Origin of the sequence: Sporosarcina luteola (assembly GCF_007991495.1) — a bacterium.
GTDB classification, from domain to species: Bacteria; Bacillota; Bacilli; order Bacillales_A; family Planococcaceae; genus Sporosarcina; species Sporosarcina luteola.
Genome location: NZ_BJYL01000042.1, coordinates 33,442 through 48,669, shown reverse-complemented (window position 1 = coordinate 48,669; position 15,228 = coordinate 33,442). Strand labels below are relative to the sequence as shown.

Below are 15,228 nucleotides of genomic sequence, written 5' to 3'. Positions count from 1 at the left end.
TCACTCCCTCCTACTCGATTAATTCCACGTTAATTTGCATCAAAATATTCGAGCAAACCTTGATAAATTCCGTGTGTTGCTTGTTCACGAAACATTTCAGTTGTGAGAATTCGCTCTTCGGAAGGATTTGATAAAAATCCAAGTTCAACCAAGATGGAATTCTTTCTATTTTCTCGCAGGACTAAAAAATTGGCTGGTTGTGCGCCGCGATTACGCAGGCTAATCGTGGAGGCCAGTCCGTCATTAATAGACGTGGCCAATGACTTCTGATTTCCATGAGTATAATACGTTGTAAATCCAGTAATGGAACTGTCAGGATTGGCATCATAATGTAAACTGACAAAAGCATCTGCATCTGACTGTTGGCTGATCGCTACTCGTTTGCGCAATGAGATATATGTGTCGGAATCACGTGTCATCACAACATCGGCCCCCGCAGCTTTCAGCTTAGCCGCCAATAATTCAGCAGTCATCAAAGTAAGGATTTTTTCATCGGTTCCTTTAGTCCCCGTCGTTCCCCGGTCATTTCCGCCATGACCCGCGTCTACTATAATTGTAAGGCCTTTTAATGTCCCGGCAGCTCTAGGTGTTTTCTTACGTTCGCTTGATGAGGCTTGTGCAACTTCGCCGGTTGAAACAACCCATTTTGCGATGAATGCTGATTCTCCTGAAGGCAAAGATACATTGAACCATTCGCCTTCTTCCCCGATAACTGATAGTTTTTCACCTGCATTTACCCGTGAAACGATATCAGAAGAAGTTGTCGCGGAAGAGCGGATATTCGTGCCGTTTGTCAGTACCGTGACTTTCTTATTGCTTGTAGACGTTTTTGATTCTTTTGCAGCTGCCGTTCCGAGTGTGCCATGGAAGCTGTATACCCACCCGTTTTTCTTCTTTCCTAATGAAATGCGGATCCAGTTTCCATCAACTTCCTCGACATGAAAGGATTCTCCTTTACGTACCATGTCGACTTTCTTTGAAGTAAGATCAGGTCCTTTTCGGACATTGAGTGCATCCACTGAAACGGTGAACTGGTCGACTTTCACATCTTCCGTTTGTACTTCCATCTCCGGTTGTCCTTCATCAGTCTGTGATACTTCTGAAATATAATCGGTATGTACCCAACCATCTTTCCCATTTTTATTGATGGAAGCCCATTCACCATTTCTGCCGATTATTTCAAACGCTTCCCCGGCATTTAACTGCCCGATCACAGCTGAACTTAATGAAGGTTCCGTCCGGATATTCAAGGCATTCACTTTCGAAACTGCTGTCGTATTGACAATCTCCTTTGCCCCTTCGTTCACTACTAGCCATGAAGCGATCCATCCGGTGCTTGTCCCAACTTTAACTTCGTGCCAGTCTCCCGACGAAGACAAGACCTCCGCCTGCTCACCCATTTTCATTGAACCTGTCACAGGATAAGTAAGCCCTGGACCTGAACGGACATTGAGTGACTTCGTATTGATGATAACTGTTTCGCCCTTTGCGGAAATTATCGTCATATCGCAGAAGATGGATGCAGTTAGGATGAATGCTAGAATCCACTTGCTTACTTTCGACAAACTATCACTCTCCCTTATTTTCCATTGTAGAAGTTTTCCATGGAAAAAACCATATGGAAATGAAAAAGGTTGACACTTTGTTGGGGAATGATTAAGATTATGTTTAACTTAACTTCAAATCAAGTGTTACTTAACTTCATTTCAAGTTTAACTTAATTCAAAAGTAGTAATTGCTGATGACATGGAAAGTAGCTGTATGTCGGGCTGACAAGAGAGGGGTGGACGTGGCTGAAATCCTCCCTACAGGCGAATATAGTGAAAAACACCATCGAGGCTCCGTGCTGAACAATTCTTTTCAGTAGGCGCGGACGGAACCGGCCGTTATCCGGATACGAGTGGGCATTTTTCTTATGCCAATTTGGGTGGAACCGCGGAAGCTGACAATAGCTCTCGTCCCTTGTGCAAACAAGGGATGGGGGCTTTTTTTAGCTTCTTCGGTCTGATAATAGGACGGAAGGGGTTTGTCAAATGAGTTTTAAAGTACCAAGAGGGACGCAAGATATTCTACCGTCCGAATCATGGAAGTGGCAGCAAGTTGAATCGATTCTTCGGGAAGTGTGCGAAATTTACCGCTATAAAGAGATCCGTACACCAATTTTCGAACAGACCGAATTGTTTCAGCGAACAGTTGGGGATACTACCGATATCGTAACGAAAGAAATGTACACATTTATGGATCGTGGAAATCGATCCATGACGCTAAGACCGGAAGGGACGGCTCCCGTTGTTCGTTCATTCGTCGAAAATAAAATGTTCGGGTATCCCGATCAGCCCGTCAAGCTATACTACCAAGGCCCGATGTTCCGATATGAGCGCCAACAGGCCGGACGCTATCGTCAATTCGTTCAATTCGGAGTGGAAGCGATTGGCAGTGCGGATCCTGCAATTGACGCAGAAGTGATATCTCTCGCAATGGAAGTGTATAAGCGTGCGGGATTGAAGGATATTAAGCTAGTTCTGAATTCACTTGGCGATGCCGAATCCCGAAATGCGCACAGAGAAGCCCTCGTTGCACATTTCACTCCGAGCATCGGAGAACTTTGTAAGGATTGCCAGTCGAGATTAGAGAAAAATCCGCTTCGTATCCTTGATTGCAAAGTTGACCGCGAACATCCTTTAATGGCAACTGCTCCGTCATTGACGGACTATTTGAATGAGGAGTCCAAAGTGTATTTCGACCAAGTGAAAAATTATTTGGCAGCAATCGACATCGTATACGAACTCGATCCGAATTTAGTGCGCGGCCTTGATTATTATAATCACACTGCTTTTGAAATCATGAGCACTTCCGATGGATTTGGTGCCATTACGACGCTTTGCGGTGGTGGCAGGTATAATGGTTTGGCAGAAGAAATCGGTGGTCCTTCGGCTCCTGGCATTGGTTATGCGATGAGCATTGAGCGTCTTTTACTGGCATTGGAAGCGGAAGGGAAATCGTTTAAACAAGGTCCGGAACTGGATGTCTATATCGTTACGCTGGATGAGGCGGCACACCGGAAAGGGTTCAACGTATTGAATGAACTTAGAAGCGCAGGCGTCCGTGCAGACATGGACTATATGGATCGTAAAATGAAGGCGCAAATGAAATCAGCCGACCGCTTCAACGCAAAGATAGTAATCATTATTGGCGAGGATGAAGTAAACGAACAAGTCGTTCAGTTGAAAAACATGACTGAAGGAACACAGGAAAAAGTAGAAGATGCAAACCTAATTGCAAAAATAAAAGAGCAGATGGAATAAGGAAGGTAGATGAACAATATGCAACGGACACATTATTGCGGGCAATTGACAGAGGATATTATAGGACAGACTGTTACTTTACAAGGCTGGGTACAAAAAAGAAGGGACCTTGGAGGACTTATTTTCATTGACCTTCGGGACCGTGCTGGAATCGTTCAAATCGTATTCAATCCAGACTTCTCAAAAGAAGCTCTTGAAATTGCTGAGTCGATTAGAAGTGAATTTGTCATTGAAGTTCAAGGGAAAGTTGTTGAACGAGAAGAGAAGCAAAAAAACGACAAACTCCAAACAGGCTCAATTGAAATACATGTAGAAAACATTAAAATTATCAACGAAGCAAAAACGCCGCCTTTCATCATTGAAGACGAGACAGACGTCAATGAGGAAATCAGATTGAAATACCGTTATTTGGATTTACGCCGCCCGCAACTTGCCCGCGTTTTCAAAATGCGTTCGGATATTACGAAGACAGTACGTAATTTCCTTGACGATGAGGGGTTCCTAGAAGTGGAAACACCGATTTTGACAAAATCGACACCAGAAGGAGCAAGGGATTATCTCGTTCCAAGCCGCGTGAATGATGGAGAATTTTACGCATTGCCGCAATCGCCGCAGTTGTTCAAGCAAATGCTGATGGTGTCCGGTTTCGATAGATATTATCAAATTGCACGTTGCTTCCGCGACGAGGACTTACGTGCAGACCGTCAACCGGAATTTACTCAAATCGATATGGAAATGAGTTTCATGTCAATTGAAGATATTATCGAATTAAACGAGCGACTCATGAAAAAGGTAATGAAGGATGTTAAAGGAATCGATATTGAAATTCCATTCGACCGTTTGCCATATGACGAGGCAATGGCAAGATTCGGTTCTGATAAACCGGATACTCGTTTCGGCATGGAATTACAGGATCTCTCAGAAATCGTCAAAGACTCTTCATTCAAAGTGTTTGCGGGCGCAGTTGAGTCAGGAGGACAAGTAAAGGCGATTAACGTAATAGGTGCAGCAGATAACTACTCCCGAAAAGATATTGATGCACTCGGGGAGTTTGCCGGCCGTTATGGCGCTAAGGGGCTTGCGTGGTTGAAGGTGGATGCTGAAGGGCTGAAAGGACCAATCGCCAAGTTTTTCGAAGGGGAGACTGCAGATGCGTTAATAAATGCACTTCAAGCTGAAGCGGGAGACTTGCTGTTATTCGTAGCCGATAAAAAATCGGTAGTGGCAGATGCACTTGGAGCACTTCGTTTGAAACTAGCTAAAGATTTGAACCTCATTGACGAAACGCAGTTCAACTTCTTATGGGTAACAGATTGGCCGCTATTCGAATTCTCTGAAGAGGATGGGCGCTACTATGCTGCACATCACCCGTTCACAATGCCTGCTAACGTCGACGAATTGGAATCCAATCCTAGTTCCGTCAAAGCTCAAGCATATGACCTCGTTTTAAACGGTTATGAACTTGGCGGTGGATCATTACGGATTTACAAGCGAGATATTCAGGAGAAGATGTTCAAAGCGCTTGGTTTCACCGAAGAGCAGGCGAGAGAGCAGTTCGGATTCCTATTGGATGCTTTCGATTACGGAACACCTCCTCATGGCGGAATCGCATTTGGTCTCGACCGAATCGTCATGTTATTATCCGGTTCGACAAATTTACGCGATACAATCGCTTTTCCGAAGACTGCAAGTGCAAGCGACCTGTTGACGGAAGCTCCAAGCACTGTAGATGCTGCCCAACTAACCGAATTAGGCATATCCATCCAGTCGAAATAAGAAGGAAGGACAAGCATTTCTTTGAAGCTTGTAATAAATTGGCGATGTAAAATCGTTGTACTCATTTCCGATGTGTGGTAGGATACTAGTAATACGAATCCTGAAGTGTTCGTTGTTTGTTAATCAGTTTTGACCGAACATAATTATCGTAGGGAGTTTTTATTCTATGTTGGATGGAATGCCCTTATCAGGGACTTCAGAAAAGATGGATAAGGCACCCACCTGCTGAGTGCGGGTTCAAAACGATACTTCAAAAACGGCACAGTCGGGATTCGTTCCTGTTTTTTTAACACAATTATCTCGTTAACTATAATCCCCTCTTGCGAACTTGCGGAGGGGTTTTTGATTGACTTATATAAGAAGGGCGGAATCATATTGTTGCACCAATTTTCACGAAACGAATTAGCTATCGGCAAAGAAGGCGTTGAACGGATGCGCCAGACTACCGTAGTTATACTAGGTGTTGGCGGTGTCGGTTCATTTGCTGCAGAAGCATGTGCTCGAAGCGGCGTTGGCAGAATAATTCTTATCGATAAAGACACAGTCGATATAACAAACATCAATCGGCAGCTCGTAGCAAGTCTTTCAACAATCGGACGTTCAAAAGTGGAAGTAATGGAAGAGCGGATTGCTGATGTCAACAAAGACTGTGAAGTGATCAGTCTTCATATGTTCTATACGGAAGAGACGTACGAAGAAATTTTCAGTTATAATCCTGACTATATTATTGATGCATCCGATACAATCAGTTACAAAATTCACCTGATTAAAGAATGTGTTTCCAGAGGCATTAAAATCATTTCCAGCATGGGTGCTGCAAATAAACTCGATCCGACCCGTTTCCAAATAGCGGATATTTCAAAAACACATACAGATCCGATTGCAAAAGTAATTAGGTTGCGATTGAAAAAAGAAGGAATTAAAAAAGGCGTTCCAGTCGTGTTTTCAGATGAAAGCCCGATTGTCATCCGTGAAGACGTCGTCGATACAGTAGGGAATCCAGACGCACAAATCCGAAAAGCAAAAATGCCACCCGCCTCAAATTCATACGTCCCATCCGTCGCGGGCCTTGTATGCGCAAGCTGGGTACTTAACGATATCGTAAGAGACATTCCAATTGAACGAGTAAAAGACAAAAAATAATAGAAAGCTGTTTCCCTAACAAAACAGGGAAACAGCTTTTTTATAGATTTATAAATAAATATTGTTCAAGTAAATAGAAACTGATACAATCAGCTTATGGGTCATTGCTCATAGAACAAACGAATTATAAATATAAATAAACTCCGTAAAAACGATATATATAGCGAGAGAGGATTGGAATTAAATGCAAACAAAGAGTGGTATATTGCTGGAAAGTGGAACAAACGAATTGGAAATTGTCGAATTTGAAATGGGGAACAACCGTTACGGCATCAATGTCATCAAAGTGAAAGAAATCATCATGCCGACACCGCTCACAATCATCCCACATGCACATCCTTCCATCGAAGGGATTATCCAACTGCGTGGTGAAGTCCTGCCAGTCATCAACATGGAAAAAGTGATGGGCTTGCCACAAACGATCGGCAAGAATGAAGGAAAGTACATCGTTGCAGCTTTTAATAAGCAAGAAGTCGTATTCCATGTCCATGAAGTTCTACAAATACATCGAGTATCATGGGATAAGATTGAAAAGCCTTCCGACCTTTACTCTGGCGACACTTCACAAATTATCGGAGTCATTAAACGAGAAAAAGATATGCTTCTTCTACTTGATTTTGAAAAGATTGTCCTTGAAATCAATCCTGATAGCGGGATTCGGGTGGAAGCAGTGAAAAAGCTTGGAATTCGTGAAAGATCCGACAAAAAGATACTCATTGCGGAAGATTCACCATTACTTCGAAAATTATTGAATGATACATTATCCGAAGCTGGTTACGGGAACATCGAGTTTTTTGAAAACGGCAAGGATGCTTTAGGGTATTTGGAAAGCATCGCTGCAACTGGTGGAAAAGTAACAGATGAAGTCCAACTTATCATTACAGACATTGAAATGCCGCAAATGGACGGTCATCATTTAACAAAACGTATCCGTGCGAATAATGACCTGGCTATGCTGCCAATCATCATCTTCTCTTCCCTTATTACTGATGAACTAATGCATAAAGGAATAAGCGTAGGTGCGAATGATCAAGTAAGCAAACCAGAAATCGCGGAACTTGTCTTGAAAATGGATCAGCATATACTATAAAAAACAAAAGCGAAGGACGCCCGGAGCTGGATGAACCAAAAGCGAAGGGCGCCTGCCTAGAGGCGACAGGCATAAGACAAAGATACGAAGTGGTGTTCTTTACCACGCAGTAGCTTTGACTTATGACCCCGAGCCTCTGGCGCCCGGAGCTGGATGAAACAAAAGCACTTCCTTCAAAAAATGAGGGAAGTGCTTTTAGTAGCTATCATTTATTTTTCTTGAATTCCTTCAACCGCTCATAAATGCCTGCCAATTTCTTCTCATCACCTGCTAGTACCGGTTCGTAAAACTCAATGTCCTTTATTTTATCGGGTAAATATTGTTGATTGACCCAGCCCCCGAAAGAACCGATAGGGGTATCATGGGGGTATTGGTATCCTCCATGTCCAAGCTCCGCAGCCCCAGCATAATGCGTGTCCCGAAGATGAAGAGGGATGTCCCCAGTTTTTCCATCATTAATTGCCCTTATAGCAGCATCAAGTGCTTTATATGCAGAATTCGACTTCGAAGCAAGGCACATTTCAATGACGGCATTCGCCAATGGTATACGGGCTTCCGGCATCCCTAACCGGACGGCGGCTTCTGTAGCTGCAAGCACATGAGGACCGACTTCAGGGGAAGCTAACCCGATGTCTTCGTATGCCATGACGAGCAAACGCCGTGATACCGCAACGAGGTCACCTGTTTCCAACAGATTTGCTAAATAGAAAATGGCGGCGTTGACATCACTGCCGCGCACTGACTTTTGTAGGGCGGACAACAGATTATAATGATGGGACCCTTTTTTATCACCAACAAGCCCGATTCGACCAATCAGATTATCGATGAGCCAATCTTCAACAGTTATCGTTCCATCCTCTTCATCACTCGCAGAAATGATCGACTCCAAAAGCGTAAGAGCCTTTCTCGCGTCTCCGTTCACGCCTTCAGCGATTTTACGTATTTGCGCATCATTCATTTTAATAGATGTTTTTCCAAGACCACGCTCTTCATCATTCAAAGCCCTGTTCAGCAATGTAATAAGGTCCTCGGTTTCAAGACGTTTCAATTGCAGGATTTCTCCGCAACGGGATCTAATTGCAGGATTAACGTCATGGAATGGGTTTTCAGTCGTTGCCCCAATCAGTACGATAGATCCTTTTTCGACATGTGGAAGGAGCGTATCTTGCTGAAGTTTATTGAATCGGTGAATCTCATCAAGAAATAGGATAACCTTCCCGGTGATTCTTGCTTCAGCTACTACTTCCTCTACGTCTTTTTTACCTGAAACCGTTGCATTCAATGCAATGAAGGGCATTTGGCTCGTTCCCGCTATGGCGTAGGCCAAGGAGGTTTTGCCGATTCCTGGCTCGCCGTACAGTAACATGGAAGGGACATGCCCTTTTGTAATCATTCGATAGAGTGCTGTGTCTTTCCCGATAATATGTTGTTGTCCCGCGATTTCATCGATATTTTTCGGCCGCATGCGAAAGGCCAATGGTTCGTTATGCATAAAATCACTCCCCCGTACATCCGTTCCACTATTATACACAATGCAAGTCAGGAAGTCATTTGGAGGAACGACAATAGCAGTTATGCTATAATATTTTGAAGCGTAATTATAGAAAAGGACGTTGGTACCTATGAGAATTTCAACTAAAGGCCGCTATGGACTGACGGTTGTCGTGGAGCTTGGTAAAAAGTATGGCGAAAGGCCATTGCCTTTGCGGAAAATAGCTGAGGAGCAAAATTTATCGGAAGCCTATTTGGAGCAACTCATCCCTGCCTTGCGCAATAGCGGGATCGTCAACAGTGTCCGGGGCGCATATGGCGGGTATAAGCTTGCAAAACCACCCGGCGAAATTACTGCTGGTGACGTGATCAGATTACTTGAAGGTCCTATTCAGGTCGTTGAAGGGATCGAGGATGACAATGTCCCTCAACAGGAATTATGGAATCGAATCGGGGACGCAATACGAGGAGTACTTGATTCAACGACGATAAAAGACTTAGTAGAATCAGACGAATCCACCAATTTGGATGGATATATGTTTTATATTTAGATTCATTAAAGGAGCTTTAGGATGCAAACGATATATTTAGATCATGCTGCTACAACTCCGATTCATCCGGAAGTGAGTGCGGCTTATATAAAGGCGATGGATTCGGTGTTTGGAAACCCGTCCAGTATTCATAGCTACGGAAGAACTTCCCGAAAACTTTTGGATGAAGCGCGAAAAACAATAGCAGAAGCATTACAAGCAGAACCGACTGAAATCATTTTCACGTCGGGAGGCACCGAGGCGGATAATATCGCGATTTTTGGTACTGTCTCTGCCATGAAGGAAAAAGGAAACCATATTATTACGACGGCGATTGAACATCATGCCGTTTTGAATTCTTGCAAGGAATTAGAGAAATCCGGCTGTAAAGTAACCTATTTACCTGTCGACGAAAACGGCAGGATCAATGCCAAGCAAGTTGCTGAGGCGCTGACAGAGGAAACGGTCCTCGTGACAATTATGTACGGTAATAATGAAGTCGGTGTGATTCAACCGATCAAAGAAATCGGGGAATTATTAAATGGGCATCAGGCGGTTTTCCATACCGATGCTGTCCAGGCGTTCGGCATCATGGATCTCGATGTGAATGAATTGCAAGTCGATCTGCTGAGCGCTTCCGCCCATAAGTTGAATGGCCCTAAAGGGGTTGGATTTTTATATCAACGGAAAGGATTGCAAACAAATCCGTTGCAGCATGGCGGTGAACAAGAGCGCAAAAGACGAGCAGGAACAGAAAATGTACCCGCTATTGTAGGCTTCGCGGAAGCGGTGAAAATCGCTCGCCAAGTGATGGCTGATAATCGAATGAAGTATAATAACTATACAAAAAAAATGACAACCGTTTTTGATCAAGAAGGTATTGAATATGAAGTGAATGCTGAAGAGGCAGAGCGTCTCGCGCATGTAGTGAACATCAGCTTCCCCGGTACAGATATTGAATCGTTGCTCGTCAATATGGATATGGCTGGCATCGCGGTTTCGAGTGGTTCTGCTTGTACCGCGGGTTCCCTTGAACCGTCTCATGTACTATCCGCAATGTATGGAAGCGAATCCCCAAAACTGCGGAATTCTGTCCGTTTCAGCTTTGGATTAGGTCTTGATGATCAAGCGATCCAAGCCGCAGCAACGTCAACGGCAAAAATTGTAAAACGACTTGTGAAAGAAAATTAAAAAGGATGAAACTTATGAGAACAACAACTAAACCGATAGCAGAAACGAGAGTCGTCGTCGGAATGTCCGGAGGAGTCGACTCTTCAGTCGCCGCTCTGTTATTAAAAGAACAAGGCTACGATGTTATCGGCATCTTCATGAAAAACTGGGACGATACCGATGAATTCGGCGTCTGTACTGCAACGGAAGATTACGAAGACGTCATCAGCGTATGCAATGAAATCGGTATACCGTATTATGCAGTTAATTTTGAACAACAGTATTGGGACAAGGTATTCACCTATTTCCTTGAGGAATATAAAGCGGGAAGAACACCGAATCCCGATGTAATGTGCAATAAAGAAATTAAGTTCAAAGCTTTCCTTGATCATGCGATGAGTCTAGGAGCAGATTTTTTAGCGACAGGGCATTATGCACAAGTCGTGGAAAATGATCATGGTGTTGCAATGCTTAGAGGAAAAGATGAGAACAAAGATCAGACATATTTCCTCAATCAATTGTCACAAGAACAATTGCAAAAAGTAATGTTTCCGATCGGAGCACTTGAAAAATCCGAAGTGCGCCAAATTGCGGAACGAGCTGGGTTGACTACTGCTAAGAAAAAAGATTCAACCGGTATTTGTTTTATCGGAGAACGGAATTTCAAAGAATTCCTTGGACAGTACTTGCCTGCGCAACAAGGTGATATGAAAACGATGGACGGGAAAACGGTCGGAAAACATGATGGCTTAATGTATTATACGATCGGCCAACGTCATGGTCTTGGTATTGGAGGCGCCGGTGATCCGTGGTTTGTCATCGGGAAAGATTTAAAAAATAACGCTTTACTCGTAGGCCAAGGATTCCATCATGACGCGCTTTATTCAGACAGTTTGACCGCTATTAAACTAAGCTTTGCCACTGCGAAGGAAATGCCGCAGACATTTGAATGCACTGCTAAATTCCGCTACCGTCAACCGGATACAAAAGTTACTGTTGAACTAACCGGCGAAGGAAATGCGGTTGTGACATTTGCACAGCCTGTCAGAGCAATCACTCCAGGTCAAGCGGTAGTCTTCTATGACGGCGACGAGTGTTTAGGTGGCGGAACAATCGATACAGTTATTAAAAATGGATTACAACTAGATTACGTAGGATGAGAGGTTATACAAATGGAGTACAATGAACTCGGCATTAAGGCTCTCCAAGAGGGAGAGTATGAAAAAGCGATTGAAGCTTTCATGAAAGCAGCGGAACAGGAACCTGAAAATCCGGTTGGCTATATCAATCTTGGGAATGTCTTCGCTTCAGCAGGGGACGTAGAAAGGGCTGAACGGTTTTTTCAGAAAGCTATCACTTTGGATGAAAATGCAGGATCCGCCCTATACGGCTTAGGGAACCTTTATTTTTCCAATGAGCGTTTTGAGGAAGCAGCTAAGCTGTACGAAAAAGCCATCCAAACAGGCTTAAACGAAGCAGATGCATTCTTCATGCTCGGAAAAAGCTTAAAACAATCGGAAAACGGCAAATTGGCGTTGCCTTATTTGCAAAGGGCTGCTGAACTGGCTCCTAATGATCTCGAAATTAGATTGTCATACGGGATCCTTTTAGCGGAAATGGAGCTGTTTGAAGAGGCTCGAAAGGAATTCGGCTTTATTCTTGAACATGATCCGGACAATGCGGATGCGCATTATAATATGGGGGTCTTATATGCCGTTTCGACAGATCGGAAAGATGATGCGCTTCTTCATCTTGAGAAAGCATTCACGATCGAACCGGAGCATACACAGGCACGCTATATTTTCGATATGATCAAAATGGGACAATAATCTTAACGCGTGTATAGGTAAGGCGGTGATCGGATTGGCTGAAGGGAATGGACAAGCGAATAGTGAAGCGATTTTTATCGTAGGAAGACCTGTCGTCACAATTTTCCACAACCCTGATAATCTTTTTTCAATCGTGAAAATGAAAATCAGTAAAACGAATAGCGGTTATGAGGATAAGGAAATTGTCATAAAAGGAAATTTCCCGCCATTGGCGAATGAAGATGATTATCGCCTTACTGGAAGGCTTGTTAATCATGCGACGTATGGACAACAATTTGATGTCCATACTTTTTCAAAGGAAATGCCTGAAACGGAAAGCGGCATCGTTCACTATCTATCAGGCGACCTATTCCCGGGTATAGGAAGGAAAACCGCGGATTCGATTGTCAAAACATTAGGCAAAGATGCGATCAAGCAAATCCTTGAAAACCCTGCGGTATTGGATAAGATTCCGAAACTTTCCGAAGACAAAAAAGAAATACTGACGACAGTGCTTCAAGAAAATCTTGGCCTTGAACGCAGCATGGTCAAATTGAATGAGTGGGGCTTCGGACCGCAGCTTTCCATGAGGATCTATCAGACGTACCGGGAAGAAGCTATTGAACTATTAGAAGAGAATCCATTTAGGTTGATTGAAGACGTAGAAGGAATCGGTTTTCAACGAGCTGATGAATTGGGGAAGCAATTGGGAATTACCGGCAAACATCCTTCCCGGGTGAAGGCTGCGATACTTCATGTGATGAATCAAGGCGTCCAGTCAGCGGGTCATGTCTACATGGAGGCGGAAATGATTTTGCCGGAAGTGAAGCGACTGCTGGAGACGAGCCAAAGGGAAGAAGTGCCTTTCGAGAATATTTCCAACTCGGTGATCGAATTGGTTGAGGAAGGCAAACTTTGCGGGGAAGGAAAAAGGCTTTATATTCCTTCTCTTTATTTCTCTGAAATTGGCATTGCTGCCAAGTTGGAAAGGATTATGGAGAATGACCATTCCGATAAGTTTCCGGTGTCTGAAATCCGCAAAGCTATTGGAGAAGCGGAGGAAAGGCTGGGCGTCAGTTATGCTGAGACACAAGTTGCGGCAATTGAAAAGGCTCTTCATTCCCCAGCGATGATTTTGACGGGAGGTCCTGGGACGGGAAAAACGACCGTTATCCGCGGATTTGTGGAAGTGTATGCTGAATTGCATGGTCTATCCCTAGATCCGAAAGAATACGTGAAAAAAGAAGAGACGTTTCCAATTGTTTTGGCCGCACCGACAGGCCGTGCAGCGAAGAGGATGTCTGAATCGACAGGGCTGCCCGCGATGACAATTCATAGGCTCCTCGGATTCAACGGACAGGAAAAGGACGATGCAGTTGGAAAAGAAGTAGAAGGACGGCTCATTATTATCGATGAAATGTCTATGGTCGACACGTGGCTTGCGCATCAATTATTCAAAGCGTTGGATAACGAAATACAAATCCTTTTCGTAGGTGACCAAGATCAGCTGCCCCCAGTGGGCCCCGGCCAAGTACTGAAGGATATGCTGGATTCCGGAAAAATTCCTGTCGTGGAATTAACAGAAATTTATCGCCAAAGTGCCGGCTCGACAATTATTGAAATGGCTCATATGATTAAAAACGCCAACTGGACAGATGATGTCACCCGAAAAACATCGGATCGTTCATTCATCAAAGCGCATGGAGACCAAATTCTTGAAGTAGTCGAACAAGTCGTGAAAAACGCCATATCCAAAGGGCATCATATTAAAAACATTCAAGTGCTTGCGCCAATGTACAGGGGGCCTGCAGGCATCGATGGATTGAACAAGATGATTCAGCAAATGGTCAATCCACCGGGTCCTGATCGAAAGGAAGTCGTCTTTGGAGAAGCTGTCTATCGTATTGGAGATAAAGTACTTCAACTCGTCAACCAGCCTGAAAGCAACGTATTCAATGGGGACATGGGCGAAGTCATTTCGATTATTAAAGCAAAAGAAACTGTTGATAAAAAAGAAATGCTCATCGTTTCCTATGATGGAATCGAAGTGGAATATGAACGCAATGATTTAAACCAGATCACACTCGCATATTGCTGTTCCATCCATAAATCCCAAGGAAGCGAATTTCCCATCGTCGTCATGCCGATTGTCCGTGGATATCGGAAAATGCTCCGAAGAAACCTACTCTACACAGGCATTACGAGAGCAAAGAATTTTCTTATTCTTTGCGGCGAACCAGAAGAATTCAAAATCGGCATTAACCGGACGGATGAACTCGAACGCCAAACAACGCTGAAAGAAAGATTGCGGAAGGAATACATCCATGATCTTTCCGATACGGGTAAAGACGAGACAACTTCCGAAATACAACAGCGGGAAAGTCCCAAAATGAAAGAATCGGAAGCGATTGAAATCCCGATGGAATACCGATTAACAAAGGAGACGATCCTCGGAATTGATCCGATGATCGGCATGCAAGGAATCACACCGTACGATTTTTCTGAAGCGATGGATTGACAGGCCACTCGCTTTTCCCTATAATCCAAAGTAACATATGAAATTCGTTGACGGAGACAGTACGCCTATCGCCAAGCTCAGAAAGGAATCCCTCAGGCTGTAAGGATTCCCTTGGCCATTTGCCGGAAAGCTACTCCCGAGTGCAACTAATCATTGCCGTCAGCCGCGTTAAGGCTTCTTGAGATACCGGTTTTACCGGTAAATTAGGGTGGTACCACGAAAAATCTTCGTCCCTTGTACAGGGGCGGGGATTTTTTGTTTATATTGAAGATGATGTGCTTACCCCCATGTTGTAGCGGAAGGCGGCGACTCCTGGGGGATTAGCGGGACAGGTGAGACCCCGCAGTGGAGCGAAGCGACCGAGGAGGCTCACCGCCCGCCCCCCCGGAAAGCGTCC

Annotated in this window: 11 protein-coding genes, 1 other RNA gene and 1 other annotated feature; of the genes, 10 read left to right on the top strand and 2 right to left on the bottom strand. The window is 44.1% G+C overall.

Annotated elements, in window-relative coordinates:
* Positions 1 to 29 precede the first annotated feature (29 nt).
* The gene (locus SLU01_RS14940) at positions 30 to 1,565 is read right to left on the bottom strand and encodes an N-acetylmuramoyl-L-alanine amidase family protein (protein WP_147059753.1); all 1,536 of its coding nucleotides are present in this window, start codon (positions 1,563 to 1,565) and stop codon (positions 30 to 32) included.
* Between the two features lie 167 nt (positions 1,566 to 1,732).
* Positions 1,733 to 1,966 (top strand) — a binding site (T-box leader).
* A 67-nt stretch (positions 1,967 to 2,033) separates the two neighbouring features.
* Between SLU01_RS14940 and hisS the strand changes: the two genes are divergently transcribed.
* From hisS to SLU01_RS14915, 5 genes are all read left to right on the top strand, one after another.
* A complete protein-coding gene (gene hisS, locus SLU01_RS14935; protein WP_147059751.1) occupies positions 2,034 to 3,305 on the top strand; it encodes a histidine--tRNA ligase in 1,272 nt (423 codons plus the stop codon).
* Positions 3,306 to 3,323: 18 nt separating this feature from the next.
* Entirely contained in the window at positions 3,324 to 5,081 is a 1,758-nt protein-coding gene (aspS, locus tag SLU01_RS14930; RefSeq protein ID WP_147059765.1) for an aspartate--tRNA ligase, read from the top strand.
* Between the two features lie 94 nt (positions 5,082 to 5,175).
* Positions 5,176 to 5,357: non-coding RNA, 6S RNA (gene ssrS / locus SLU01_RS14925), on the top strand.
* 99 nt (positions 5,358 to 5,456) lie between these two features.
* Positions 5,457 to 6,224 carry a tRNA threonylcarbamoyladenosine dehydratase gene (locus SLU01_RS14920; RefSeq protein WP_147059763.1) on the top strand — a complete coding sequence of 256 codons (768 nt, stop codon included), beginning with the start codon at positions 5,457 to 5,459 and terminating at the stop codon, positions 6,222 to 6,224.
* Between the two features lie 184 nt (positions 6,225 to 6,408).
* Entirely contained in the window at positions 6,409 to 7,314 is a 906-nt protein-coding gene (locus tag SLU01_RS14915; protein WP_147059749.1) for a chemotaxis protein, read from the top strand.
* 205 nt (positions 7,315 to 7,519) lie between these two features.
* Here the strand turns inward: SLU01_RS14915 and SLU01_RS14910 are convergent, their stop codons facing one another.
* On the bottom strand, positions 7,520 to 8,806 hold the full coding sequence (locus SLU01_RS14910; protein WP_147059747.1) for a replication-associated recombination protein A: 1,287 nt from the start codon (positions 8,804 to 8,806) through the stop codon (positions 7,520 to 7,522).
* A gap of 130 nt (positions 8,807 to 8,936) precedes the next feature.
* Here SLU01_RS14910 and cymR point away from each other — a divergent pair, with 130 nt between their 5' ends.
* Genes cymR through recD2 form a run of 5 tightly spaced genes read left to right on the top strand, consistent with a single transcriptional unit; the run spans position 8,937 to position 14,831 of the window.
* Positions 8,937 to 9,356: a cysteine metabolism transcriptional regulator CymR gene (cymR, locus tag SLU01_RS14905; protein WP_147059745.1), complete on the top strand. Its 420-nt coding sequence runs from the start codon at positions 8,937 to 8,939 to the stop codon at positions 9,354 to 9,356.
* A gap of 21 nt (positions 9,357 to 9,377) precedes the next feature.
* Entirely contained in the window at positions 9,378 to 10,526 is a 1,149-nt protein-coding gene (locus tag SLU01_RS14900; RefSeq protein ID WP_147059743.1) for a cysteine desulfurase family protein, read from the top strand.
* 14 nt (positions 10,527 to 10,540) lie between these two features.
* Complete coding sequence (gene mnmA, locus SLU01_RS14895) at positions 10,541 to 11,665, top strand: tRNA 2-thiouridine(34) synthase MnmA (RefSeq protein ID WP_147059741.1); 1,125 nt, start codon at positions 10,541 to 10,543, stop codon at positions 11,663 to 11,665.
* Positions 11,666 to 11,677: 12 nt separating this feature from the next.
* On the top strand, positions 11,678 to 12,334 hold the full coding sequence (locus SLU01_RS14890; protein ID WP_147059739.1) for a tetratricopeptide repeat protein: 657 nt from the start codon (positions 11,678 to 11,680) through the stop codon (positions 12,332 to 12,334).
* A gap of 34 nt (positions 12,335 to 12,368) precedes the next feature.
* A complete protein-coding gene (gene recD2 / locus SLU01_RS14885; protein WP_246111007.1) occupies positions 12,369 to 14,831 on the top strand; it encodes an SF1B family DNA helicase RecD2 in 2,463 nt (820 codons plus the stop codon).
* Positions 14,832 to 15,228: the final 397 nt, after the last annotated feature.